We start from the raw sequence: 26,209 nt of genomic DNA on the forward strand, positions 1-26,209 counted from the left end.
GGCGTATATTAAGAAATTTGTAAGAGATTTCTATGCTGTTTTGTCAAACCTGGGCGTTAAGATAGAACCATGAATGCATTCACAAGGTGGGAAAACAATGACGACTTATCACGTCCTCGTAGTCGACGACGAGGAAGAGATCCGAGACGCAATCGAAATTTACTTGAAAAACGAATCGTTAGTCGTGCATAAAGCAAGCAATGGCGTGGAAGCATTGGACGTTTTGGAGCGGGAAGAAATTCACCTCATTATTTTGGACATCATGATGCCGCAAATGGACGGGATTACGGCTACGTTTAAAATCCGCCAGGACAAAAACATCCCGATCATCATGCTTTCTGCCAAATCGGAGGATACGGACAAAATTTTGGGCTTGAACATCGGAGCCGACGACTATGTGACCAAGCCTTTTCATCCGCTGGAGCTGGTGGCCCGGGTCAAATCCCAACTGCGGCGCTACACCAACCTCGGCAACTACAAAACGACCGAGGATGAAATCCAGGTCCGCGGCTTGTCGTTGAACAAAAGCACGAAAACCGTCACTGTCGACGGCAACGAGGTGCGGCTGACAGCTACGGAGTACAAAATTTTGGAGCTGTTGATGGAAAACAAGGGCCGGGTCTTTTCCATCGAGGAAATTTACGAGCGCGTCTGGCGCGAACCGTATTTGAACGCGGAAAACACCGTTGCCGTCCACGTCCGACGCATTCGGGAAAAGATCGAGATCAACCCGAAGGAACCGAAATATTTGAAGGTGGTATGGGGAATTGGATACAAAATCGAAAAATAGCCGCTTTACGCTGCCTGCCCTGTTCGCCCTGGTAGTCAGCCTCTCGCTGCTGATGCTGACCGCAGCAGACGTTTACCAAAACCGCGAGTATTTGCAAAAAGACTCCTACTTCCAGAGCGAGAACTTCAACAGCGAAGTCAGGCTGTTCGTAGAGCTGGTGAAAGATGTTCATGTAGACTTCGCCGGCTACGAGCGCAAAACACCGGAAGAAAAGCTGGGCAAAGCGACAGTGGAGCAATTCCAGCGCGAGCGCGAGGATGCCTTGCGGGAAGTCAGGGAAAGACTGGAAAGTGAATACGCCCACGAGATCGAGAACGCCAGAAACGCCTCCGATACGAAGGAGCTTGACAGGCTCGTGACTGAACAAGCAGCCAGGCTGAAAAAGGCGCTCGAGAAAGAAACGGCCAACTGGGATCGACAGTTCCAACAGATGGTCGCGGAAAAGGACGCCGAGTACGAAGAGCGAAAAAACAGCCTTGCGCTGCGAACCGGCTCATTCAAATACTATGTCAGAGACAACAAGACGGGCAAAGTGTACACCAATATGTCCCACGAGCCTTCCGAAACAGAAGTGAGTAAAAACGCCCGCTATGCAATCCGTTTTCCGGAAAACTCCTATCAGAAATACGGAGAGTTTGCCGATATCAACCGTACTTATCAATTGAGTCAATGGAGCGGAATCTTTTACGTTCCGAAAAGCCCGGAAGGCTACAGCCAGATTCATGCCGATGCCGTCTATTTCGATTCCAAACGGGAGCGGCTGCTCGGAGAATGCGCCCTGCTCACGGTGACGCTGCTCGTGACTGCGCTGCTGCTCTGGTATTTGAAGCTAAGCCGCGCCGCCGCACAGCCGATTGTCGTCAAAAGCCTGGCACTGTTCCGGCGCATCCCGCTCGATATTCGGATTATCATGCTGCTCCCGATTGGGGTCGCGTACCTGGCTCTGATTTTCAATTTGCGCTTTTTCTTTTTCTTCTTGCCGATTGACGCCGAGCATTTCTTTACACTCGGGATCATCTCCCTGTTCACTGCCTATTTGCTGCTGCAAGCTCTGGAAGCATGGCATATGTACCTGCACCCGGGATCGCTTCGCGAGCAATGGCAAAGAAGCTTGTTCGTCCGGCAAAAAGTGCTCTTGCGGGAAAGCTACACCAACCGAAGCCTGTTTTTCAAAGTCTCCCTGCTGTTCATTTTGACCGTTGGCTTTGGCATGAGCGTAGCGCTCGGCTTGGTCGCCATGGTAAAGGCCTCTGAGGAATTGTTCTCCCTCTCTTTTTTATACGGCTTGTTCTACCTGGCAACCGTCGTCCCTTACGTCCTGCGTCGCCTGGGGCTCATGAACCGCATCATGCTGGGAGCCTCCGAGATGTCAGCCGGAAATTTGGATGCAACGATTGAAAAGATTCGTAAAGGAAACCTCTCCAATCTCGCTCACTCGCTCAACAACATCAAGCTCGGATTAAAGAGTGCGATGGAGGAACAAATGAAGAGTGAGCGCATGAAATCGGAGCTGATTACCAATGTATCGCACGATTTGAAAACGCCGCTCACCTCGATTATCAACTATGTCGATCTGCTTAAACGGGAAAACCTGACAGCAGACGAGATCAAAAGCTATGTCGATGTATTGGACCGCAAAACGGCCCGCTTGCGGGTGCTCATCGACGACCTGTTTGACGCGGCGAAAATGTCCAGCGGAGCTGTAGAGCTGCACATCGAGCAGGTGAACGTAGCATCCCTGCTCAACCAAGCCATCGCGGAGTTCAGCGAAAAGATCGAGCAGTCGTCCCTCACCTTCCGCGTCAACGTCGAGCAGCCGAAAATCGTGGCACCGCTTGACGGGAAAAAGACGTGGCGCGTCTTCGAGAATTTGATTGGCAACGCCTTGAAATATTCCTTGCCCAACACGCGTGTCCTGATCGATCTGTACGAAAAGCCGGGAGAAGTCATCATGACGATCAAAAACGTCTCTGCCTACGAAATCGACTTCGACGCCCAAGAGCTTTTCGAGCGGTTCAAGCGCGCCGACCAATCGCGCAACACCGAAGGCTCCGGCCTCGGACTCGCGATTGCGAAAAGCATCGTCGAGCTGCAAGGCGGCCGCCTCTCCATCGAAATTGACGGCGATTACTTCAAGGTGATGGTCGTGTTTCGCAAAAACGCCTAGTGCCTGCCTTTTGTCGGGACCCTGTCGTCCCCAGCGCTGCACTGGCAAACCCGCATGCGAAGCATTGCCCGAAAATGACGAAAAGCCAATGCCCATTTGTTCGGGCACTGGCTTTTTTGATTTGCTCCTGCACTTTTAACGCTACTAGATGGCGAAATTTCGCTCAAACAACGACCGCAGAGCCGTTGCCGCCTCCTGTTCGTCGACGCCCTCCACCTCAAACGTCATCTCGTCCCCGGTCTTCACGCCCAGCGCCATGACGCTGAGAATGCTTTTGCCATTGGCCTGCTTGTCGTTGTAGATCATTTTGACTGACGAGCGGTATTGGTTGAGCAGGTTTACCAGGACAGAAGCCGGACGGGCATGAAGGCCGCCACTTACGGTAATTTCGACGCTAAAACGGACCATTGCACTCCTCCTTTTCTGCCTCATGCATCGTGTATGGTGAAAAACTTGCGGATGACAGCGGCCACGCCGTGCTGGTCGTTCGTGTCGGTCACGTAGCGGGCCAGCCGCTTCACATCGTCCGGGGCGTTGCCCATCGCCACGCCCATTCCGGCATATTGCAGCATTTCCGCATCGTTGTAGTTGTCGCCGACGGCTACGATTTCTTCCGGACCGATTCCCAGCTTTTCTGTCAGTACCGCGAGTCCGCTTGCTTTGGATACCCCTTCCGGCAAAATCTCCAGATTGCGCTCGCCGGATGCCGTCACTCTGATTTTTTCCAGGCTGGCGCGTTCCAGCTCCCGCCTGGCCGCCGCGATCCGCTCCGCTTCTCCGGTAACGAATATTTTGGGGGCGCACACTTGCTTGGCCCGGACGTACTCCGCGAGCGCTGACGCCGGCTGGATTTTGAGCGGATACCGATCCTGCTCAGGGCAAGCAGCTTGTATTTCATGCTCCTGCCCCGCCTGCTACGCCGTTCCACCAGTCTCCCACCTTCACGTCACCGGCTTGAAAAACTGCGGCAGATACTCCTTGTGCGCTTCCAGCATTTCATCGAGAATTTGCTTCGCGACCACGTCGGACGGCACCAGCGGGTTAATCGCCATCGCCAGCAGCGCCTTGTGGTAATCGCCCGTGACAGCCGCCTCCGCCGCTACCCGTTCGAACGACTTGATCTGCTGCACAAGCCCGCGCACAGGCACAGGCAAATCGCCTACGGCCAACGGAATCGGTCCTTGCTTCGTAATGACGCAGTTCACTTCTACCGCCGAATCGTCAGGAATACTGGCAATCGCGCCATTGTTGCGGACGTTGACCGGCTGAATATCCCGGCGGTCGTTGTAAAAGGAGTGAATCAGATTGCAGGCCGCCTCGCTGTAGTACGCTCCCCCGCGCTTTTCCAACTGCGGCGGCTTGATGTTCAGGTCGGGATCTTCATAGAGCGCAAACAGCTCCGCTTCCACCCGCTTGACCACTTCTGCACGCGTGCCGTTTTTGCTCGCTTCTTCCTGCTCGTGCGCAAGCATGGTGCTGGTCTGATAGTAATAGCGATGGTACGGGCAAGGAAGAATGCCCAGCGCCTTGATGAAGTCTTTTTCCCAGCCGAGGTCGAGTATGTTTTGCATCGTGATTCCCGATTGCTCGCCCGTCAGCTTGTCGATTACTTGCGAAGTGACATTGTCGCCATCCACGTACACTCCAAGCCCGAACACCATATGGTTCAGCCCGGCAAAATCAATGTGCACCCGCGACTGGTCGACACCCAAAATCGTCGCGACGCCCATTTTCATCCCGATCGGAACATTGCACAGCCCGATGACCTTGCTGCGGTTCGCATGCCGGAGTACCGCCTCTGTCACCATGCCAGCCGGGTTGGTGAAGTTAATCAGCCAGGCATCCGGGCACAGCTCCTCCATGTCGCGGCAAATATCCATAATGACCGGAATCGTGCGCAATCCTTTGAACAGCCCGCCCGGACCGTTTGTCTCCTGCCCGATGACCCCGTACTTCAGCGGGATGCGCTCATCTTTAATCCGCGCGTCCAAAAGCCCCACGCGCATTTGTGTCGTGACAAAATCGGCTCCCGCCAGCGCTTTGCGCCGATCCAGCGTCAGGTGCACCTGAATCGGCACCCCGGCCTTTTCCACCATGCGCTTTGCCAGCGCCCCGACGATTTGCAGCTTTTTCTCGCCCTCGGGAATGTCCACGAGCCACAGCTCGCGCACGGGCAGCTCGTCGTACCGTTTGATGAAGCCCTCTACCAGCTCCGGCGTATAGCTCGATCCTCCGCCAATCGTAACGATTTTGATTCCGCTCACACTCCTGCCTCCTTCCCTGCGTGGACATGGCTGTACAGCTCGACAAACTCGCTGGCCAAATCTTTGATCGTCATCGCATTCATCAGATGATCCTGCGCGTGGATCAACAGCATGCTGATCTCAGGCTTCTCTCCCGCGATTTCCTTTTGAATAAAAGCGGTTTGATGATGATGGGCCCGGCTCAGCTCTTCGCCAGCTCGCCTCAGCGCATCCTGTGCGCCTGCCATGTCTTTGTTTTTCGCCAGGGCGATTGCTTCCATCGCCAGGCTTCTTGCGTTTCCTCCGTGCAAAATCAACTGAAAAATAACGTCTGTATGGTCCACATCAATCTCCACCTATCCGAGTTCTTTATAAGTTACCAGCCGTACATTGCGCTTTTGCACGTACTCCTTTATCTCTTGTGCGGTCAAAATGTGCAGCTCCCGCGCGCGTTGCAGCGTGTACGAGCTGCCTGTCAACACCTCTTCGTCCAAATACGCCGGATGTGTCATTATCTCCGCCACATCGCAGTCCGCAAGCTCCTCCACCACGTCGATAAACGACTGCGTAGTCAGGCCGTCTCCGTAAAACCGTTCGGAAAAGCCTTCTGTCGTCATCACCTCCGGATGCTCTGCCCGCGCTTCGGGCGAAAACGACCACGGATACCGAACCGGAACCTGGTATTCTTTTGCCAGGCCAAGCACAATCGGCAAGACCGCGGCATGGGCATGAACGTGGTGATGGCTGTCGATATGCGTCAAAGCAAGACCTGTTTGCAAATACTTTTCCAGTTGGCTGCGCAGCTCCCTTTCCACTTCCTCCGGCGACGCCAGGCTCAAATAATCGTGTCCGCGCCGAAAGCGCCCGTGCTCATCTGTCAGCGACGGCACGTTTTGGCTGACCGGGAAGCCGCAAGTGAGCACCAGATGGATGCCTACCCCGAGCGTGGGCGTCTTTTTGGCAAGCTGAACCGCATGCTCGAACCCGTTCATGTTGACCATGGCCGTCGCAGAGGTGACGACACCCGCCCGATGCGCCTCGATGATCCCCAGATTCACCCCTTTGGAATACCCGAAGTCATCTGCATTCACAATCAGCTTCATATCATGCCTCTCCTCCGGGAAATTACATATTTACGACTTTGTCGGAAGCGGCATGCGCCTGTTCCTCGTTCAACTTTTGCTTATCCCACAGACGGAAGAACGGGTAGTAGATCAACAGCGAGATGACGAAGTTCACGAGTTGGAGCACGCTGCCCGAAAGCTTCCCGCCAGTAGCCAAATATCCGCTGATAATGACCGGAGTCGTCCACGGTACAGCGACACCGCTCGGCTTTGCTACCCATCCCAGCGACATCGCCACATAGCTGACAATGACCAGCACGACTGGGGCGAGGATAAACGGAATAATCAAAAGCGGGTTCATGACGATCGGCATGCCGAAGGTGACAGGCTCGTTGATGTTGAACAGGCCAGGGCCGATGGAGAGCCGACTGATGTTTTTCATCTGCTCGCTGCGCGCCCGAAACAGCATCAGGACGACGAGCGCCAGCGTCGCGCCGGAACCGCCCGCATAAATCCATAGGTCGAAAAACTGGGTGGTAATCACGTTGGGCAGTTCGGCATTCGGATTCGCCTGGAACGCCGCCCGGTTTTGGTCCATCAAGGTGAGCCAGATCGGGCTCATGATACCGCCGACAATCGCCGCTCCGTGCAGGCCGAGCGACCAAAGCAGTTGGACGAGCAGCACGCAGACAATCGCTCCGATCAGACTGCTGCCGAGCGCGCTCAGCGGACCGACCAGCAAGTCAGACACGATGTTGTGGATGCTTTCAAACGAGGTGTTTTCAATCAGGATGCGCAGCAACCAGACGACCAGCAGCACGGCCGAAGCGGGAATCAGCGCCACGAAAGAACGGGAGACAGCAGGCGGAACCCCGTCCGGCATTGTGATGACGATTTTCTTTTGAATGATTTTGCGGTAAATCTCCGTGGACAACACGGCCAAAAGCATCGCTACGAACAGCCCTTGGCTTCCCATCAAGGCGACAGGAATGACTCCGCCTACCTCTTGCGCTGCCGTTGCACCTTCCGGGGTGAACATCGTCTTGTAAGGGGTCGCGAGCAAAAAGGAAGCGACCGAGATCGCACCTGCTGACAGCGGATCGACCTTGTACTTTTCCGCCAATCGGTACGCCACCCCGAAGCTGACGATGAGCGCCATGATGTCAAACGTCGCGTTCACCGGATACAACAGCTTGGTCAGCCATTGATCGCCGAAGATTCCGCTCATGAACTCGCTGTAACCAGGGATGGGAATAAAACCGATGATGAGGAAAAGAGAGCCGATAATGAGCAAAGGCATGGTAAGAATGATTCCGTCGCGAATCGCCTGCAAATGCTTCTGCTCCGCGATCCTGCCCGCGACAGGCATCACGCGGTCTTCCAGAAAAGAAATAAACCCTGCCATACGCATCCCCCTCTACTGTTTTAGACGAAGCGCAAATTCCAGCACGTTTTTCCCGTTCAGGGAGCCGTAGTCAACCGTGCTAATCACATCGACCGGAATCCCTCTCGCCGCCCCTTCTTTTTTCATTTCCGCCAGCTTGTAGCGGACTTGCGGGCCCAGCAGAAGCACCTGTGCCTGGTCAATATGGTGCTTCACCTCATCTGCCGACACCGCCCAGATTTTCGCTTCCAGCCCTTTTTCCCGTGCCGCCTGCTCCATTTTTTGCACGAGCAGACTCGTTGACATCCCCGCTGCGCAGCATAGCAAAATATTCAATCCAGCTTCCTCCCCTCAGTTGGTTATGTCCTTTTCCTAGAGCAAGTCACGTGCCAAAACACCCTTTTTGTATGCGCTTTCAAAACAAAACGCATCGTTATCGCGTTTGCCGGGCAGCCGCATTCTGGGCAGGCGAGTAGTGTTTGAATGTAAGCGCTGTAGTGTTTTGTTAACAGGGACAAATTGGCAAAAATTAAAACACTAGCTACGCCAGTGTTTTGTTGTGTATGAAAAAATTCATGACAAAGCATACATCGTCCTCGCTGAAGACCACGTCGTATTTGTCCTCCAACGGCTGCAACTCATGGCGAATCAGGCTGTACAGCTTGCGGTTTTCCGCCAAAAACGGCACCTTGTCGGTATAGGCTACGGAACGCTCCCCGGCTTTCAGCCGATCCACCAGGCAGCAGATGTGCAAATACGCCCCGATTCGCGTATCGAAAACCAGCTTGTTGCCAAGCCGCTCCTCCATGCGCGCCACACACGTCCTGACGTCGTCGAGAACGTCTTGGCCCCTCACCATTTTCAGGTGCTCCCTGAGCGATTCCTTCATCTTCACATAAGCTTCTTCCAGATCAATCAACTGCTGGATATCGGACAGCGCCTCGCCGTTCACCACATCGTCCATGCTGTGGCAGCGCAAGTCGCGATCCAGCATGTAGTTGCTCACGACGCACAGAACCGTCCGCTCTTCCTTGAGCTTTTTCAACCGGCTTTTCGCCTGCGCTTTGTCCATGAGCTGCAGCGGAACAAATTCCAGCAGCTTCTCGTCGTAGCGCAGCTTCGATTCGAGCAGCTTTTTCAAAAACAGCGCGCTGCCCTCGCCGGACAGGCAGGCCGCTACGATCGTCAAGGCAGGCACCGCCTTGTCTGCCGCCTCTTTGGGTAACTCCTCCCGCTGCCCCATCGAAATGCCGACGACATCGCGGTACACGTCGTCCAGCGAATGCCCCAGCATCGCTTTGCGCGTCGCCTCGATCACATGCGGAGTGCTCACCATCGGCACCACCTTCACCGGAATGCCCAGCTCCTTTTCGATGATCTCCCCGAATCCAAGCAGCGAGCCCATGTCGACGAGCAAAAGCAGCCCGGCTGCGCTCCCGATTTCCCGCGCTGTCTTGATCGCTTGCTCCAGGACGACCAGCGAGTCTTCCTCCAGCGGCAGGTCGATGGCACGCGCGTACTGGGTGACCAGCAGGCGGTTGGTCACGTCGACCATCGCCGTCGCTCCCCCGCTGCCGTGCGTGATGACCAGGACACCGATCGTTTCCCGCTCCTCCTGCATGCTCTCGTCATCCAGCACGAAAAACATGGTCAGGTAGCCCGCTTCGCCAATGGGCAAGTCCATCAGCAGCGCTTCCTCGATCATGCGCACGCACTCCAGCGCTACGGCAAACTCCTTTTTGTATTTGAGCCGCACGCTGTTGATGTGCGGATGGACGATTTGCTTTCCTTGCGACAGCCGCTCCTTGGACGTCTGGATGTGCAGCGCCAGGCCGAAGATGACCTTTTGGCTCAAAATTTTCTCCAGCTTCGCCTCGGCATAGCGCACGATGTCTTCGACGAGGTGAATGATGATCGGATCAATAATCCGCGCCATGTCGCCTTTGTTGATGCGCTGATGAACCCCTTTGATAAACGTGGTGAAGTAATGCTCGATATCAAATTCCAGTTCTTCCTCGCTGACCCCCTGGTTTTGCAACTCGTATATTTTTTGCTCGATCTTTTCGTAGACGCTGTCGGCGGCATTCTCCGACTCGCCGCCAAACCAGATGCTTTCCTCGGACGGCTGCACCACAAAGCATTTGTGCTCGGTGCCAATCAGCTCCTCCAGCTCCTGGCGGTAGTCTTTTGCCAAAAGCAGCCCTTGCTTGACGTGATGCGGAACGTCCTGAATCGAGACGTGCAGCAGATTTTTTTTCAAGGAAATAAACTCGGCATAAGCGCTGGCGCAGGTCAGTTGGATATCCGTCTTCAACTGGCCGATATTGTTCGGGCAATGATAGCAGAGAAACGCTTGCACCACGCTTGCCGATACCTGAATTTCCCGTCCCAGCCGAAACGCTTCTTCGCGAAAAATTTCCATGACAAGCCCCAAGCGCTCCTCCATCCCCCGCTCCACCAGGGAGGGCAGCTTGATGACCATCGGGATGCGGCGCATGAACGTCTTGAGCAGGCTGGATTCCGGGTTTTCGGTCGTTGCCATGACGATTTGCACCTGCGCGGAACGCTCTACCTCTGTTTCTCCGACCCGGCGGAACGTCCCTTTGTCCATGAACGTAAAAAATATTTCCTGCCCCTCTGCTGGCAAGCGGTGAACCTCATCGAGAAAAAGAATCCCGCCGTCCGCCTTTTCCACCAGCCCTTTGCGGTCCATCTCCGCTCCGGTGTACGCCCCTTTTTTGACGCCGAACAGTTGGCTTATCAAAAGCTGCGGGTTGTTGGCGTAGTCGGCGCAGTTAAAAACGACAAAGGGCGCCCCCTTGTCCAGCCGGCCAATATCGACGGCAAACTCGTGAATCATCCCCGCAAACCACGACTTGCCTACTCCCGTTTCGCCCAAAATCAGGCAGTGCATCCCGCGCGGCGGGTACAGCACCGCTGCCTTTGCCTGCTCGATGCGGGTAATCAGGCTTTTGTTCGTCTTCGCCAGCCTGTCCAATGCCGTTTGCGCCAAATAAAGCGAGTCATTCGCTTTTTTGACATAAAACAAGGTAGGACGCCCCTCTTCTTTTTCAATGCGGCCTTCCTTCCATAAGCGGTTCAAATCGCTGCTGACATTGGCGCGGCTAAGGCCCAGGAGCTCGGCCAGCTCGCCTGCGCTGATTTTTTTATCGGGACCGGACTCAAGCAGCTTCTGGTAAATGAAATCGACTCGTTTCACCACTGTTCACCTGCCACTCAACTGATTCGTTTTCATTTCCACGCTACACTGGAAAAACCTTCTTACCTATGAATATGCTGGATGGACACGCCTCATCCCGGCAAAATAAACAGCCACCCTTCTCTGAGAAAAGGATGGCTGCTTGCCTATTTTTTGGAAACCGATTCATTTTCGTTTTCTGCCTCCCAGGTACGCTATAATGGGTGTAACATGACTGACACAGGAGATCGCTTGCCATGATGGTTTTCATCTTATTCACCATATGGGCGCTAGGTCTATTGGTCCTGTTCACGGACCCGAAACGCACGTCGATCCGCTGGGCCTGCGCCACTGCCTTTATCGGAGGGGGCGGCTTCCTCTCGGCGGTCATTGACGAGACGATCATGCCGCTCTGGGCCGATGCTTTTACCATGAATGCCGGGACGGAGCAGACTTTGCTTTTTCTTAGCTGCCTCTCGTCCTTTATTTGCCAGGTCGGGTTGCCTTATTCGTTTCTCATGTTCGCCGTCCATTCGGCGGAGTTTCTCACCCGGAGAACAAAGCTGATTGCCCAGTTCGCCGCGCTCTGCCTCCCGGCGCTAATGCTCGCGATCACCCCCATTTATCCTGTACTGGCCTTCAATTACTGGATCATGGTGGCATGGGTCATTCCTTTTTTTCTGATCGCCTGCACTCTGCTGATCGTACAGTACCGGAACGAGAAAGACCCACTGGTCAAAAAGAACAGCTTTTTCACGAACGTGTTAATCATCGTCCCGCTCTTTTTCGTCTTTATCTTCATCTACATCATGCGCATCCAGAATGACTACGAAGCATGGCGCTACAACATGCTGGTCGTCGCGATCCAGTTCATTTTGATTGTTGCCATCAGTTTGAAATACGGCTTTTTGGGCGTCCGGCTCCGCGTGGAAAAAAGACGTCTGGACAGCACGTTGCGCGCTCTCACGTCAGGAGCGCAAATCATTAATCACACGATCAAAAACGAAGTGGGGAAAATCTCGCTGTACGCCGATCGGATCGAATCGTACGCGGAGGAAACAAACCAGCCGAACCTGAAGGAAGACGCGCTCGTCCTCCTGCAATCCTCCCAGCACATGCTCGACATGATGAACCGGATTCAAAACCAGCTTCGCGACGTCGAGCTGCGCGAATCCCCCAGCGCGCCTGGCGAGATCATCAAGCAAGTCATCCAAAACTTGAAGCCTTACATGGAAAAGCATCAGGTGCTGGTGGAATGCGAGCTGGATGAGAGCCTCCACCTGTACGGCGATCCCGTGCAGCTTCGTGAAATTCTCACCAATTTGTGCATGAACGCGATCGAAGCGATGAAGTCCGGCGGCAAGCTCACCCTGCAACTGTTTTTGTCCAACCGTCACCTCGTCATCGCCATCGCGGATACGGGTACAGGCATTTCCAAGGAAAATTTGCCGCATGTGCTCGACCCTTTTTTCTCTACCAAACGAACCGGACAAAACTTCGGCCTTGGACTTTCCTATTGCTATAACGTCATGCAAAAGCATCAGGGAATGCTGGAGATATACAGCGAGCCAGGAAAAGGAACGACGGTGTTTTTGTTCTTCCCGAAAAAACGAGTCATCACAAGCTCTGCCCAAACAGAAGGGAGGATATGAACATGGAGACTATCAAAGTATTTCTCGTCGAGGACGACCCTGTCTGGCGAAAAGGATTGGTCGACTACCTGAACAAAGAAGCAGACCTCACCGTCGTCGGCGAGGCGGGCACAAAAGCGGAAGCGATCGAGCGCTTTTTGGCAGCAGGAGCCGATGTCGTCCTGATGGACATCAACCTGACCGAGAACAATCTCGACGGAATCGAAACCGCGATGGAGCTGATTGCGCTTGAGGCAGACTGTAAAATCATCATGCTCACGTCCTTGACCGCCGAAGATGTGATTGTCGAGTCCTTTTCTGCTGGCGCCGTCAATTACATCAGCAAGTCCAGCTTCAAGGAAATTCCCGACGCCATCCGCGCTGCCCACAACCAGCAGTCCGCGATTCACCCGACAGCAGCGGCTGCCTTGCGCAACGAGTTTTTGCGCCTGAAAAACGAAGAAAACCAGAAGCTGCTCTCCCCCGCGGAGAAGGACATTCTGCAACTGATCCACCAGGGAAAGACGCAGACGCAAATCGAGCAGTCCCTGCACATCACCAAGCGGACCATCAAAAACCACATCAACCGCATCCTGAAAAAAATGGGCGTCAAAACGAGCAAAGAAGCGGCCGCAAAAGCGAGCCAGAAAAAGCTATTCTAGGTATTATGACCAGGTACCAATGAATGTTGGTACTTTTTTTACTTCCCCCACTCCTTACAATGAGGACTATAAAGCAACGCCATTATCCTTTGAAAAGGTGTGGTCTACATGGTCCTCATTCATGCCTTCCTGAAAATGATTTTGCTGCTGTGGTTTCGGCCTCGCATTCACGGTGTAAACAAAATCGACCTGACGAAGCCGTCACTTATCATTCCCAATCACGTCTCCCTGCTCGACGCGGTACTCCTTTCCTTTTGCTTGCCTACGGGAGCTACCTTTGTCGTCAACACCGGGATCGCCAAGCGGTTTGCCTTTTTCCTGCGCTTCCGCAAACACATCGCGATCGATCCGCTCAACCCGTACTCGATCCGCCACATGCTGCGGGTCATCCGCAAAGGAGAAACGCTGGTGATTTTCCCGGAAGGCCGCATCACCACAACGGGCGGCCTGATGAAAATTTACAGCGGCGTCGGCTACCTCGCCATGAGAACAGGCGCAACCGTCTACCCGATCGCGATCAACGGCCTGGAGCGCTCGATCTTCTCTTATTTGCAAGGCAAGCTGCGCCGCTCGCTGTTCCCTGCTGTTACGATGACCGTCGGCACGCCGTTCACCATCGCTCGCGACGAAAACCGCTCGATGCGTGAACAAAAGGCGTCGGCCAACGACCTGATCCTGCGCACGATGCAGGAGGAGCTGTTCCAAAGCCGGATGAAGCAAAACGTCAACCTGTTCGATGAAGCGCTGGCAGCCGCCCGCCTTAACGGGCCGAAAATGGAGATCGCCAAAGACCTGACCTCGGCCATCAATTACCGCACCCTGCTCATCGGCAGCTATCTGCTCGGCAACAAACTGCAACAGCCCTTAATGGGGAAACCGGTCGTCGGCGTATTTCTCCCCAACTCGGTCGGGCACCTGGTTACTTTGATGGCGCTGTTTTGCATCGGGAAAACACCTGCAATCCTGAACTTTTCGCTCGGCATCCGTTCGCTGCTCGACTGCTGCGAGACAGCCCGTATCGATACGATCCTGACCTCGCGCGCCTTCATAGAAAAAGGCAAGCTGGAGCACATTATCGCGGGCCTTTCGCCGAGCATCCAGATTATTTACCTGGAAGATTTGAAAGCATCGGCCACCGCTTTTGACAAGCTGGCTGCCCTCACCGCGTATGTGACAAAGAAAAAAGCCGCGAAGAGTGCCAATGAACTGATTCTGTTCACCTCCGGCAGCGAAAGCAAGCCAAAAGGCGTCGTGCTGACGCACACCAATCTGTACGCCAACATCCAGCAAGTGACCAGCATGATCGACATTACGAGCCGCGACAAGTTTTTCAACGCGCTGCCGATGTTTCACAGCTTCGGACTGACTGCTGGCACGCTTTTGCCCATCATCAAGGGCATTCCGGTGTATCTGTATCCGAGCCCGCTGCACTACAAGGCGATTGCGGAGCTGGTGTACGATCAGAATGCGACCATTTTGTTCGGGACTTCGACGTTCATGGCTGGCTACGGACGGATGGCGCACCCGTACAACTTCTACTCTTTGCGCTATGTGTTTGCAGGCGCAGAAAAGCTGAAGGACGACGTGCGCAAGCTGTGGATGGATAAGTTCGGCGTGCGGATTTTCGAAGGTTACGGCGCGACCGAAACCGCTCCGATTCTCGCGCTCAACACGCCGCTCGCCAACAAGCCTGGAACAGTAGGTCGACTCGTGCCCGGCATGAGCTATCGGCTGGACCCGGTCGCAGGCATTGACGAAGGCGGAGAGCTGCTCGTCAAAGGCCCGAACGTCATGAAAGGCTACCTGATTCACGGCAAAGGCTTCGTGCCCGCCGGGGAATGGTACCACACAGGCGATCTGGTGACGGCTGACAAGGAAGGCTTTCTCAGCATTCAGTCTCGCCTGAAACGTTTTGCCAAAATCGGCGGCGAGATGGTGTCGCTCAATCTGGTGGAAGAGCTGGCAATGCAATGCTTCGGTCACTCCGGCTTTGCCGCGATCACCGTCAACGACCAGCGAAAAGGCGAGCGCGTCCTGTTGTTTACTACAGATGAAACCGTTCAGCTCAGTCAACTGCGCACGTATTTGACGGAAAAGCAATACTCGCCGCTGCTCATTCCCGGCACGATGCAGGTCATCAAAACTCTGCCACTTCTCGGGAGCGGAAAAACGGACTACGTCAGTCTGAAGCAACTGGCGGAAAGTGGAGGAAACTGATGTGAAGATGCGACTACAACCGCTGCAAGCCTTGTATTTCACGCAATTTCTCTCGGCCTTTGCCGACAACATGATTTTGTTTGTCATTGCCAACCTGCTGCGGGAGAACGGCTTTTCTCCCGCAATGCTCGCACTCGTTTCCATTTCCTTTTTTCTGCCGTACGTTTTTCTCGCTCCGCTCGTCGGGCCTTTTGCCGACAAACACGCCAAATCGTTCGTTCTGGTGATCGGCAACCTGATAAAAGCACTCGGTGTCGTGCTGCTGTTCGTCATCGATCACTCCAGCATTTTGCTGTTGATGCTCTGCTACTTTACGGTGGGGGTCGGCGCGGTTGTCTACTCGCCTGCCAAGTACGGCATCCTGCCGGAGCTGACTCGCAATGAACAGGAGCTGTTCCAGGCCAACGCGCGGATTGAGGCGTACACGATCGTCGCGATCTTGACCGGAATCGGCGGGGGCGGAGCGATCGCCTCCATGACAGCGCCGCTGTTCTCTTCGAGCATCTGTCTTGCCCTCTACCTGTTGTCGCTGGGCATGACCTTTTTCATCCCGCGCATCCGGGGGAACGCCTCGATTCGTTACGGTACGGAAGCACGCCGCTTTTTCATCGACTTCCAGCACCTGATGAACCGTGCGGAAACGAGTTTTGCGCTGATCGGAACCGGTGCCTTCTGGATGAGCTCGGCTGTGCTGCGGGTCGCCGTGCTGGCCTGGATACCCGCCGCACTCGGGATTAACCCGCAAAGCTTTTCCGTCTCGCTGATCCTGGCTACGACGTCAATCGGGATCATCATCGGCGCTTTTCTCGCCCCGCGGCTGATTCCGCTGTCCCGGTTCACCCGCTCAGTCGGCTACGGCTTCGGCATGTTTCTCATCATCGTGTTGTTTCCGTGGATTCACGTAACAGTTATTGCGATCTGCCTGCTGCTTCTGGTCGGGTTCATGGGCGGGGTGTTCATCATTCCGATGAATACGATCTTGCAGGACGAGGGCAAAAAGATGGTCGGCTCCGGCAAGACGATTGCGATTCAAAATTTTATCGAAAACTTTTTGATGGCTGCCGGGTCGGGGATTTACTACCTGGTCGTATTCCTGGGCGCCTCCATCTCCGTTGCTATCGTCGCCCAAGGGTTGCTGCTTCTGGCTTTTCTGCTGTATCTGATGAAGCATCGCAGTCGAATCGCGGGCTAAAGCGGGGGAAAGAGAAGACTGCTGCGTGCGTGAGTGGATGGCGCCAGTGTATAAAGTAGCAAAAGCCGTGATAGTCAGCGTCACGGCTTTTGTTTTGACCACCGCTACAATAGCGAAAAGCCGTGACAATGACCGTCACGGCTTGACAGCGGCGTAGTTTTGCAAACATTCCAGGAAGAGGTGGCCGTACTTGTCGAACTTGGCTTCGCCCACACCTTTGATCTTGAGCATCGCCTGCTTGTCGGTCGGGCAGAGGCTGCTCATTTCCTTCAAAGTGCTGTCGTGGAAAATGACGTATGGCGGCACGCCTTCGCTCTGTGAGATTTCCTTGCGCAGCGCACGCAACTGCTCGAACAGCTCGTCGTCCTCTGCGAGCGCCACAGGGCGGAGCGAGATTTTTTGCACGACGCGCTCCTCGCCCTTGAGCACTGGCAGCGCCCGCTCTCCCAGCTTCACAGTCGGGTACTGGCTTTCCGTCACCTGCAAGTATCCTTCGGCAATGAGCAGTTGGATCAGGTCGGCGATTTCTTTTTCCTTGTACTCCTTCATCAGCCCGTACGTCGGAAGCTGATCGAACCGGAACTGCGTGACCTTCTTGTTTTTCGAGCCTTTGAGTACCTGGGCGACCAGTGCCGCGCCGAAGCGCTCCCGCATCCGTTTGACGCAGGAAAAGATTTTTTGCGCTTCGAGCGTGATGTCGGTCAGTTCGGTTTCATCGGTGCAGTTGTGGCAGCGCCCGCACTCAGGCGCATCCGCCTCGCCGAAATACTGCACGATGTACTGCTGCAGGCAGCGCGGCGTCCGGCAGTAGTCGACCATGGCATACAGCTTTTTGTACTCGTGCTCCTTGCGTTCGTCGGTCAACTGGTTTTGCTCGATAAAAAACGACTGGGTCTGGATATCCTGCGGCTGGTACAGCAAAATGCACTCGCTCGGCTCGCCATCGCGCCCGGCGCGTCCCGCTTCCTGGTAGTACGCCTCCAGGTTTTTCGGCATGTTGTAATGGATGACGTAGCGCACATTGGACTTGTCAATGCCCATCCCGAATGCATTGGTCGCGACCATCGTGCGGACGTCATCGAACAGGAACGCTTCCTGATTCGCCGCCCGCTCTTCCTCGGACAGCCCGGCGTGGTATTTGGTGACCGAAAAGCCGCGCTTCGCAAGGTCGGCGTGCAGAGCATCGACGTCTTTTCGCGTGGCGGCGTAGATGATTCCGGCATGCTGCCTGTTGGCTTTCAAATACGCCTGGATAAAGCCGCGGCGGTTTTCTCCTTTGCGCACCGACAGGATGAGGTTGTCGCGGCCAAAACCAGTGATAAAGAGACGCTCATCCTCCAGGGAAAGCTGGCGCTTGATATCGGCGGTCACTTCCGGCGTCGCCGTCGCTGTCAGGGCTGCGACGATGGGACGCTCTGGCAGCGTGCGCAAAAAGCGGGCGATCTCCAGGTAGCTGGGGCGGAAATCGTGGCCCCATTGCGAGACACAGTGCGCCTCATCGACAGCGACGAACGAAATCGGCACATTGCGGATCAAATTTTGAAACGTTTCCGACTCCAGCCGCTCAGGAGCGATGTAAAGCAGCTTGTACTCCCCGCGCGCCGCCATCCGCAAGCGCTCGCGAACCTCGCTGTAGTCGAGCGAGCTGTTGATCTGTGTCGCCGCAATCCCCATGTTGACCAGCACATCTACCTGGTCCTTCATCAGCGAGATAAGCGGCGAAATGACGATCGTTACGCCGTCGAAAAGCATGGCCGGTACTTGATAGCAGATTGATTTTCCACCGCCGGTCGGCATGATGCCTATCGTGTCATGGCCTGCCAGCAGGCTCTCGATAATCTTCTTTTGTCCTTCGCGAAATGATTCGTAGCCAAAGTATTTTTGCAAAACTTCCTGTGCTTTATGGAGCAAAGAGAATCACCTTCTCTTTCGATAGATTGGTTTATTCGATTCTATTTAGTGTAAACATAGGTGCTGGGACAAAACAAGGGGAAGCACAGCACACGAAAAACGGTTTAACCCCTTAAAATTAGAGCCTTTCTCTTCATATGACTCTCTTCTTCTTCAACCACCTGGGAGCGCAAGAAAAAAATCTGATTTTTCTGAATGCGTTCTTCGTTTTCAAATGGTGAAAGAACGGAGTGACCCACAAAGGTAGTTCCGTCCATTTTGGTATTTATATGCAGTTATACTAGATGCTACACAACAGGTTCTTTCCCGTTTATGTATCAAGCTTTCTTCGCTTCGACGTTAATCGCTCCCACCAAATTTGGCTATCCTCCCAGAGCATGACACGTAACCACCGGTAGGCTTGCAACAAGCTCGCTTGGCCAGCGGAGAAGATTTTGACCAAGAAAAGTAAGCAAAAGGCGATCAGCACAATGAAAACTTGGTTCAGAACGGCTTCTTGGCTTTTCCCGTAAAACGAAGTAATCTTCACGTGCTGCCTCAACCATTTAAAAAAGATTTCAATGGCCCAGCGACTTCGATGCATCTCACTGATCCCTTGGGCAGATAACTCCCATCGATTCGTAATCAGCAGAAGGGAGTTTCCCTGTGAATCGGTTGTCTCGATGAGGCGAAGGACATGGTTCATGCGATTTTGCTGTGTCCCTATTTGTACATAACCATTCCTTTTGATGGAACTCCCTTCGGAAACAGGACGATCAAACAGATAGCGAATCGCTGCCTTCTTCTTTGCTCGCGTAACGAAGAAGATCCGGCGTTCACAGAACGCGTCAAACTTGGCGTAGTCCACAAATCCCCGATCAAACACATACGTCGTACCAGGCTTGTCTACAAGCGTGTCAAGTTGAGTCCGGTCATGAACACGCGCTGGAGTCAGTTGGATGGTTTTTCTGTAAAGGATTTTTTTGTGTCCTGCGTAAATACAAAATTTTTTGGTTATTTCGACAACATTAATGCAACGCTAGTGGTTTCATCTTTCGTTTAGGGGTTCTATAGAAACAAGTTTCGGCAATCCTATAAAGCTAGACTCATACTCTACAAAATATTCTTCGTTCGCTTTAATTAATTTCGTAATAACCTTCGGGACATCAATAGTTGTTTTCACGTTGAGCTGATCCTCAATTACTATGAAGTCATTGCTAACCTCTTTTACTTTTACGATGGCTACTGTCTTTTCCTTAAAATAAATACTCCATATTAGTAAAAGCCCCATCATTACAAGAAACAATGTACCCAAAAAAACAATAAGTTTTTTCTTTTTCATTTACATATCCCCTTCATTTTACAAACATTGACGCATTTCCACAATATGGTTACGGTCCAAATATACCATACATTAGGAGGTTTTCAAAATGTTTCCCTTTTCAAGAAAAAAATCATAGCTTCTCTAGTTGCAACTGTTACACTGACTAGCTTGATCCCATTTACTGTAGGTGCTGCCAGCAAAGACTTTAAAGAGATTGAAGAAGAGGTTAGTTTTGACATGGTTAAGGTCAGCGATCTCGATGTAAGAGTTTATGAAGACGGAAGGATTAAAGGTCTCGGAAAATCAAAATCCCAAAATATTTCAAAAAACGAACGAAAAAAAAATACTTAGGGCGTCGTCTACGATTAATATTCTCATCGGCTGCACCTCCGCACGAATCTGAGTCATTACTGACCACTATAGCAAAAATGTTTAAAGAAAATCTAAAGAGTGCGTGGGAGAGATTAATTCTGGCAGTGGGATGCGGGGTAGGGGCTTGGGAGGATGATGTAAGTTGTTGCTACGATGTAGTTCGCTTGATCGGGGCTTTCGGTGGGCGAGGAAAGAGGCGAAATCGCTGTAGCTTCTTGGGCTCCCTGCTGGGGGTTGGACTGCCCGGCTCCGGGGAAAAAGCGAAACCGCGTCCAAAAGTGGTTGATTCAGGTAGCCGCTCAGAGTTGGACGCTCATACTTCTTTGTAATGCTCTTCGAAGTTATTAAGTTTTCGGTCCAAGTCCATAACCGGTGTAGCGATGTCTTTCAGATAATGATACTGGCAGTATTGATACGGGACGTCGGGGAGCAATGTTTCAAAGGCTAGTCGAATGGATTGTTGCCCATCACTTACAATGCCAATAATAGGGTAACCCAATTCTACGATAGGGCGAATCAGGTTCTGTAGTTCCTCTGATGATCCGCTTTTCAGATTCTTGGCAGCTAGTACCGTCCCACTAAACACTTCACGGATGACATATAAAGTTTCATTCCCTTTTTTTGGTTGCACACCATCCATGGAAAGCATCAATCCTCCGTTTTGTGAACTTACATGATGCAACACTTCGCGTATATGTTGGTCTACACTGGCTCCAAGGAGAGTAAGATAACGCTCGTAAAGCATTTGAACATTGCGGTCTGTCGTTCTCACACCACGTCTGTTTAACTCTTCCGCAATCTCTTGTCGGGTCATGTGATTCTGGGGAATAATTCGATTTTTTGGACGCATAAAAACCTCTGTTCATCAAGGAATGGTTACTCCATTACTTCGATCCACAGAGGTAATTTCCTGTGTAGTATGTTTATTCCATTGTAGAAAAAAGCAAGGAGCCCCAATACACTTTTATCTCCGAAAAATCTTGGAGCAAAAAGGGGCTCCTTTACTATGAAAACTTCGAAACGAGTTGATGGTTTTAAGAAACATCTCAGGTCTTAGAAAATGAGGATATCAAGAGATAGAAGAATATAGTTTGAAAAAGGTCGAAGCCAGATTTGTTACTACGACGACAGCTAACATTCTCTCTATTATTTTACCGCTGTAAATGTTACAACAGTTGAATATGAAGTATGCACTTTCTTATCTTTAACCACAACCTGAACCCTCATATTATGATCTGCTGCATACAATACTTCATTTTGAAGTTGTGCATTAGCAGAAAGTGCTGTAGCCGCCATTGCTACTGTTGCTCCAGGCCCTAAAAACCCGATCAGAGTTTCAGCAATTGTCGCACCTCCACTTGTCGCACCTCTCATAATACTAGCCATATACTTTACTTGATCTTTTGAAAGATAATAAGACCCAAGTACAATGTACTCGTCGCTACTTGCGGCGTATGCGCTTTGATTAGCTATATTAGCTACAGGCAAAACACCAGTGATTCCAAGGGTTAAGGAGAGCACTGCAGCAGTACTTTTAAAAGCTTTTTTCATTTTTATAACCTCTTTTCGATTCGATATGATCTCACGCAACTTTTATTCCTACTCTTTCTATCTCTCTTTTCGTAGACCTTACTTTGAAGTGTACCAATGCTATACAATATTTTTCCAACTCCAAAAAAGCATTTTTCATCCAATTCCAGCTATTAATTCCAAAAAATGATAATATACTCCCAAATCCTTGGAATTACATTAAAAAAACCCTTTTTTCTAAAATGATACAAAGCGGCAAAAGTTTTTGAAATCCTTCCCACGGTATAGAGCCTCGATACTAGTAATCTACATTCCACTGAGAACTAACGAGTGTTTCAGTTCTACAGTGAAAGGCGATCACTGAGAGAGAATAAAAAAAAACTGACGCCTATGAATGGAGTCAGCCAAGTGGCCTAGCAGCCAAAATTTTTATTGTTTCTTGCCATCATCGGCTCTGTGAATCCCACTATTCCTTCGGATGAATCATCTGCTCAGGACGCACGATTTGGTCGAATTGCTCCTCGGTCAGCAGGCTGCTCTTGATAGCCGCTTGCTTGAGCGTGATGCCTTCTTTGTGCGCCAGCTTGGCTACTGCCGCTGCGTTTTCGTAGCCGATATGCGGGTTCAGCGCGGTTACGAGCATCAGGGAGTTGTTCAGGTTTTCCTGGATGACAGGCAAGTTCGGCTCGATGCCGACCGCGCAATGGTCGTTGAACGACTTCATGGCGTCTGCGAGCAGTCGGGCCGATTGCAGGAAGTTGTAGATGATGACAGGCTTGAACACGTTCAGCTCAAAGTTCCCTTGGCTTGCGGCAAAGCCGATCGCGGCATCGTTGCCCATCACCTGGCACGCCACCATCGTAATCGCTTCGCTTTGTGTCGGGTTGACTTTTCCTGGCATGATCGAGCTGCCCGGTTCGTTGGCAGGGATGACGATTTCGCCGATGCCGCAGCGCGGTCCGCTCGCCAGCCATCTGACGTCGTTGGCGATTTTCATCAGGTCGGCTGCCAGCGCCTTCAACGCTCCGTGTACGTGAACAAGCTCATCGTGGCTGGTCAGCGCGTGGAATTTGTTTTCGGCGGTCACGAATTTTTTGCCGATCGCTTCGCTGATTTCCGCAGCGACCATTTCACCGAAGCGCGGATGGGCGTTGATGCCGGTTCCGACGGCTGTACCGCCAATCGCCAGCTCACGCAAATATTCGTTGCTTTCCTGAATCATTTTCTCTGTTTTTTCCAACATACGCACCCAGCCGCTGATTTCCTGGCCCAGTGTCAGCGGGGTGGCATCCTGCAAATGCGTCCGGCCGATTTTGATGATGTCTATGTAGGCTTCGCTTTTTTCCTTGAGCGTCTGCTTGAGCAGCGCCAGCGCAGGCAGCACTTGGTCCTCAATGGCTACCAGTCCCGCCATGTGCATAGCAGTCGGGAACGTATCGTTGGAGCTTTGCGATTTGTTCACATCGTCGTTGGCGTGAATCCGCGCACTGCTGCCTTTTTCCTCCAGCAACTGGTTGGCGCGGCGAGCGATGACTTCGTTGACGTTCATGTTGGATTGGGTGCCGCTTCCGGTTTGCCAGACAACCAGCGGGAAGTGCTCGTTCCATTTTCCGGCGATGACTTCGTCGGCTGCCGTTACGATCGCTTCGGCCTTTTCCGCGTCCAGCTTGCCCAGCTTTTGGTTCGCCAGGGCCGCGCTTCTTTTCAGGATGGCAAACATGCGGATGACCTCAAGCGGCATTTTCTCCTCGCCGATCTCGAAGTTTTGGAAGCTGCGCTGCGTTTGCGCCCCCCACAACTTGTCCGCAGGCACTTTCATTTCACCCAACGTGTCTTTTTCGATCCGAAATTCCATCTCGCATCCTCCTCTATGAATGATTGCCTCTTTTATCATGTCCACTTTTTCCATTTTGGAATGAGAGCAGACGTATTCATTTAAAATGATAATGATTTTCATTCTTGTTATCAAGAGCAGAAGTGTTCCTCGCATGCAAAAAGACCGCAGCGCCATCTGCAAACGGTCAGCTACGGTCTTTGTTTCTACCCCTTATCTACTCTCTACCTCAACAGAAATGACGTGATCGACAGCTTTCAGCAAGCTGTAAATGTCGGTCGTATATGTGTTTTCCGAAGCGGTAATCATCATTTCCAACTTTTGCAATCCGTTGTCCAGGTCTTTGACCTTGACCCGTTTTACCTGCAGGTCGATGTGCTTGATCTGTTTGAAAACGCCGTCCAGATCGCCGCCCCCTTCGACGACAATCTTGATCGACAAATCCCGCTGCCGCAAAGACTCGGGACCGATCCATTTGAGAATGAGCGGAAACAGGTTGATCGCCAAAATAATCAGGATGGTCGCTGTCACCGCCTCAAAGTAATACCCCGCCCCTACGGCAATACCCATTCCGGAGGCAGCCCAGACCATGGAAGCCGTGGTCAGCCCGGAGATTACATCGTTGCTTCTGCGCAAAATCACGCCAGCTCCGAGAAAACCGACGCCGCTCACGATTTGCGCGGCCAGGCGCAGCGGGTCCATGTTGGTGTGTCCAGGCAAGGAGAACCGATGTACCGACTCAATCGAGACAATCGTAATCAGGCAGCTCGCCACTGATATGACCATGCTTGTTTTCACGCCAAGCGGCTTATGCTTGAGCTGTCTGTCCATCCCGATCAGCAAGCCCAGAAACATCGCTATCCCCAGCTTCATCAAAAAATCATACGTCATTCGCTTCTCCTCCCCCTTTCAATGTCAGCTTTTCTCCCATCACTCTATTAGAAAGTATATACGCTCTCCTTGAAAAATAGGAGAGAAATTTTTCATGGCTGCTCATAGTGTAAGCTGGCCCTTCTGTCTTCATGCAAAAAACGGGAAACCCCTCATCCGGAGTTTTCCCGCTTTGCTTGCGCCACGCTTGGTTACGAGACGCTGCGTATCATGCGTTTTTGCAGGGACAGCAGGCGTCCGAACAGGAAGATCGCGCCTGCCGCCAAGCCTGTAATCAGCCCGATCCAGTAGCCAAAGGCAGCCAGCGAGGTGTACTGCGCCAGGACGTACCCGAGCGGCAACCCGATGACCCAGTACGAGACAAGGGCGACGATAAACGTGACCGTAACGTCCTTGTAGCCGCGCAAAATCCCCTGGATCGGCGCCGCCACCGCATCGGAAATCAAAAACAGAATCGAGTACATCAAAAAGTGCTGCGTAAGCTCCAAAACCTCGATGTCCGTCGTATAAAATCCGGCGACCTGCCTGTTGAACAGCAGCAAGCCTGTGCCGAACAGCAGGGCAAGTCCAGTGGCGATGCCGATGCCCAAATAGCTGTACTGCTTGGCGTCGCGAAACCGCTTCGCCCCGACCTCGAAGCCGACCACGATAGTCAAAGCCATCGAGATGCTGAGCGGAACCATGTAAATAAACGAAGCGAAGTTCATCGCCGCCTGGTGCGCCGCAATCGTAATCGTGCTGTACTCGCTCATGAACAAGGTAACAGCGGCAAAAATGCTCACTTCGAAAAAGATCGAAAAGCCGATCGGCAAGCCGAGCTTGAGCAGCTCTTTCCACGCGCTCATGGAGACGCGGTAAAACTTGCGGAACACCCCGAAATCGGTAAACGGCTGCACGCGCTGCACGACAACCAGGCTAATCAGCAAAATGCACCAGTAAGTCAGCGCCGAGGCGTAGCCCGCCCCGATTCCGCCCAGGCGCGGCAAACCGAAGTTGCCGAAAATCAGGGCGTAGTTCAGCACGACGTTGATTGGCAGCGAGAGCAGCGTAATGAACATGGTAATTCTCGTCTCCCCCAACGCGTCGATGAAGCAGCGAATGACCGTGTAGAGAAACAAAGGCACAATCCCGATGGCTATCGCATGCAGGAAGCCGCGGGCAATGTGTCTGACGTCGCTTTCGAGCTGCATGCTGTTCAACACCGGCTCAAGCGCCAAGCCGCCGACGATCAGCACCCCGATGGCAATCGCCACTCCCAGGTACAGTGCCTGCATGACCGTGTAGGGCACCTGGTCTTTGCGCTGCGCTCCGATCATTTGCGCCACCATCGGCATCACTGCCATGAGAATACCCGTCAATCCGGCTTGAATCGGCGTCCAGAGGCTGGCCCCGATCGCCACTCCGGCCAAGTCAGTCGGACTGGCGTGCCCGGACATGATCGTATCGGCAAAAGTCATGGAGAAAAGCGCCAACTGCGATATAAGGATGGGCAGCAACACCATCAGAAACTGCCGCCACTTTTCTTTTAACGAATAAGTCTCATGCATGATTGTTCTTCCTCATTTACATTAGAAATATCTACACCATTAATATAGTAGAAACGTGTTGAAAAGCACTGCAAAAAGCTTCTCTATGCACTTTAGCACAAAATGAAAGTCTAGCATAAGAAAATTGCAGACATCGCGAAAGAAAACTCACTGTTAAAATTTTTTATATACATTGACAATGGTGCGCGAACAGGCGTATATTTTAAAACTATAAAAACCGACTATTTAAATTGGAATTGTGCACTTTGATTCCTACCCACAACCAAAGGAGC

23 protein-coding genes are annotated in these 26,209 nt (G+C 52.6%); 7 read left to right on the top strand and 16 right to left on the bottom strand.

Annotated elements, in window-relative coordinates:
- Nucleotides 1–97: 97 nt before the first annotated feature.
- On the top strand, nt 98–790 hold the full coding sequence (locus tag AC3WQH_RS09585; RefSeq protein ID WP_005835167.1) for a response regulator transcription factor: 693 nt from the start codon (nt 98–100) through the stop codon (nt 788–790).
- Nucleotides 768–2,957: a sensor histidine kinase gene (locus AC3WQH_RS09590; RefSeq protein WP_026557621.1), complete on the top strand. Its 2,190-nt coding sequence runs from the start codon at nt 768–770 to the stop codon at nt 2,955–2,957. Before AC3WQH_RS09585 ends, AC3WQH_RS09590 begins: the two co-directional genes overlap by 23 nt.
- A 144-nt stretch (nt 2,958–3,101) precedes the next feature.
- On the opposite strand, the gene AC3WQH_RS09595 is transcribed toward AC3WQH_RS09590, so the two are convergent.
- From AC3WQH_RS09595 to AC3WQH_RS09630, 8 genes are all read right to left on the bottom strand, one after another.
- A complete protein-coding gene (locus AC3WQH_RS09595) occupies nt 3,102–3,365 on the bottom strand; it encodes an HPr family phosphocarrier protein (protein WP_005835170.1) in 264 nt (87 codons plus the stop codon).
- A gap of 20 nt (nt 3,366–3,385) precedes the next feature.
- On the bottom strand, nt 3,386–3,763 hold the full coding sequence (locus tag AC3WQH_RS09600) for an HAD-IIB family hydrolase (protein ID WP_007778407.1): 378 nt from the start codon (nt 3,761–3,763) through the stop codon (nt 3,386–3,388).
- A gap of 135 nt (nt 3,764–3,898) precedes the next feature.
- Nucleotides 3,899–5,221, bottom strand: a complete 1,323-nt coding sequence (locus AC3WQH_RS09605; RefSeq protein ID WP_309479568.1) for a 6-phospho-beta-glucosidase — start codon at nt 5,219–5,221, stop codon at nt 3,899–3,901.
- The gene (locus AC3WQH_RS09610; protein WP_005835173.1) at nt 5,218–5,544 is read right to left on the bottom strand and encodes a PTS sugar transporter subunit IIA; all 327 of its coding nucleotides are present in this window, start codon (nt 5,542–5,544) and stop codon (nt 5,218–5,220) included. The genes AC3WQH_RS09605 and AC3WQH_RS09610 overlap by 4 nt, the downstream gene beginning before the upstream one ends.
- A 12-nt stretch (nt 5,545–5,556) precedes the next feature.
- Nucleotides 5,557–6,303 (bottom strand): chitin disaccharide deacetylase, encoded by a 747-nt coding sequence (chbG, locus tag AC3WQH_RS09615; RefSeq protein ID WP_007778400.1) that lies wholly within the window; start codon nt 6,301–6,303, stop codon nt 5,557–5,559.
- 22 nt (nt 6,304–6,325) lie between these two features.
- The gene (gene celB / locus AC3WQH_RS09620; protein ID WP_005835176.1) at nt 6,326–7,669 is read right to left on the bottom strand and encodes a PTS cellobiose transporter subunit IIC; all 1,344 of its coding nucleotides are present in this window, start codon (nt 7,667–7,669) and stop codon (nt 6,326–6,328) included.
- A 12-nt stretch (nt 7,670–7,681) separates the two neighbouring features.
- Nucleotides 7,682–7,984: a PTS sugar transporter subunit IIB gene (locus AC3WQH_RS09625; protein ID WP_005835177.1), complete on the bottom strand. Its 303-nt coding sequence runs from the start codon at nt 7,982–7,984 to the stop codon at nt 7,682–7,684.
- A gap of 205 nt (nt 7,985–8,189) precedes the next feature.
- Complete coding sequence (locus AC3WQH_RS09630) at nt 8,190–10,868, bottom strand: sigma-54-dependent transcriptional regulator (RefSeq protein WP_290426339.1); 2,679 nt, start codon at nt 10,866–10,868, stop codon at nt 8,190–8,192.
- A 236-nt stretch (nt 10,869–11,104) separates the two neighbouring features.
- On the opposite strand from AC3WQH_RS09630, the gene AC3WQH_RS09635 reads away from it, so the two are divergent.
- The 4 genes from AC3WQH_RS09635 to lplT all read left to right on the top strand — a co-directional run bounded on the left by AC3WQH_RS09635 (nt 11,105) and on the right by lplT (nt 16,549).
- Entirely contained in the window at nt 11,105–12,499 is a 1,395-nt protein-coding gene (locus AC3WQH_RS09635; protein ID WP_492332003.1) for a sensor histidine kinase, read from the top strand.
- A 2-nt stretch (nt 12,500–12,501) separates the two neighbouring features.
- Nucleotides 12,502–13,140 (top strand): response regulator, encoded by a 639-nt coding sequence (locus AC3WQH_RS09640; protein ID WP_007778384.1) that lies wholly within the window; start codon nt 12,502–12,504, stop codon nt 13,138–13,140.
- 108 nt (nt 13,141–13,248) lie between these two features.
- A complete protein-coding gene (locus AC3WQH_RS09645; protein WP_290426340.1) occupies nt 13,249–15,357 on the top strand; it encodes an AMP-binding protein in 2,109 nt (702 codons plus the stop codon).
- Between the two features lies 1 nt (nt 15,358).
- Nucleotides 15,359–16,549 (top strand): lysophospholipid transporter LplT, encoded by a 1,191-nt coding sequence (gene lplT, locus AC3WQH_RS09650; RefSeq protein ID WP_007778375.1) that lies wholly within the window; start codon nt 15,359–15,361, stop codon nt 16,547–16,549.
- A 135-nt stretch (nt 16,550–16,684) separates the two neighbouring features.
- Here lplT and recQ read toward each other — a convergent pair whose 3' ends face one another.
- The 3 genes from recQ to AC3WQH_RS09665 all read right to left on the bottom strand — a co-directional run bounded on the left by recQ (nt 16,685) and on the right by AC3WQH_RS09665 (nt 19,781).
- Complete coding sequence (recQ, locus tag AC3WQH_RS09655) at nt 16,685–18,460, bottom strand: DNA helicase RecQ (RefSeq protein WP_122952843.1); 1,776 nt, start codon at nt 18,458–18,460, stop codon at nt 16,685–16,687.
- Between the two features lie 310 nt (nt 18,461–18,770).
- The gene (locus AC3WQH_RS09660; RefSeq protein ID WP_081592079.1) at nt 18,771–19,472 is read right to left on the bottom strand and encodes an IS4 family transposase; all 702 of its coding nucleotides are present in this window, start codon (nt 19,470–19,472) and stop codon (nt 18,771–18,773) included.
- Between the two features lie 15 nt (nt 19,473–19,487).
- Nucleotides 19,488–19,781 carry a hypothetical protein gene (locus tag AC3WQH_RS09665; protein WP_007778365.1) on the bottom strand — a complete coding sequence of 98 codons (294 nt, stop codon included), beginning with the start codon at nt 19,779–19,781 and terminating at the stop codon, nt 19,488–19,490.
- 45 nt (nt 19,782–19,826) lie between these two features.
- Between AC3WQH_RS09665 and AC3WQH_RS09670 the strand changes: the two genes are divergently transcribed.
- Nucleotides 19,827–20,114 (top strand): hypothetical protein, encoded by a 288-nt coding sequence (locus AC3WQH_RS09670; protein ID WP_327920287.1) that lies wholly within the window; start codon nt 19,827–19,829, stop codon nt 20,112–20,114.
- A 334-nt stretch (nt 20,115–20,448) separates the two neighbouring features.
- Here the strand turns inward: AC3WQH_RS09670 and AC3WQH_RS09675 are convergent, their stop codons facing one another.
- From AC3WQH_RS09675 to AC3WQH_RS09695, 5 genes are all read right to left on the bottom strand, one after another.
- The gene (locus AC3WQH_RS09675) at nt 20,449–20,985 is read right to left on the bottom strand and encodes a transposase (protein ID WP_007778362.1); all 537 of its coding nucleotides are present in this window, start codon (nt 20,983–20,985) and stop codon (nt 20,449–20,451) included.
- Between the two features lie 296 nt (nt 20,986–21,281).
- Nucleotides 21,282–21,686: a hypothetical protein gene (locus tag AC3WQH_RS09680; protein ID WP_005830112.1), complete on the bottom strand. Its 405-nt coding sequence runs from the start codon at nt 21,684–21,686 to the stop codon at nt 21,282–21,284.
- A 445-nt stretch (nt 21,687–22,131) separates the two neighbouring features.
- On the bottom strand, nt 22,132–23,520 hold the full coding sequence (gene fumC / locus AC3WQH_RS09685; protein WP_005830113.1) for a class II fumarate hydratase: 1,389 nt from the start codon (nt 23,518–23,520) through the stop codon (nt 22,132–22,134).
- Between the two features lie 192 nt (nt 23,521–23,712).
- The gene (locus tag AC3WQH_RS09690) at nt 23,713–24,390 is read right to left on the bottom strand and encodes an MgtC/SapB family protein (RefSeq protein WP_005830115.1); all 678 of its coding nucleotides are present in this window, start codon (nt 24,388–24,390) and stop codon (nt 23,713–23,715) included.
- A gap of 191 nt (nt 24,391–24,581) precedes the next feature.
- Nucleotides 24,582–25,937: an MATE family efflux transporter gene (locus AC3WQH_RS09695; protein ID WP_005830117.1), complete on the bottom strand. Its 1,356-nt coding sequence runs from the start codon at nt 25,935–25,937 to the stop codon at nt 24,582–24,584.
- Between the last annotated feature and the right edge of the window lie 272 nt (nt 25,938–26,209).

Source organism: Brevibacillus sp. FW301-21C12A (genome assembly GCF_058788915.1).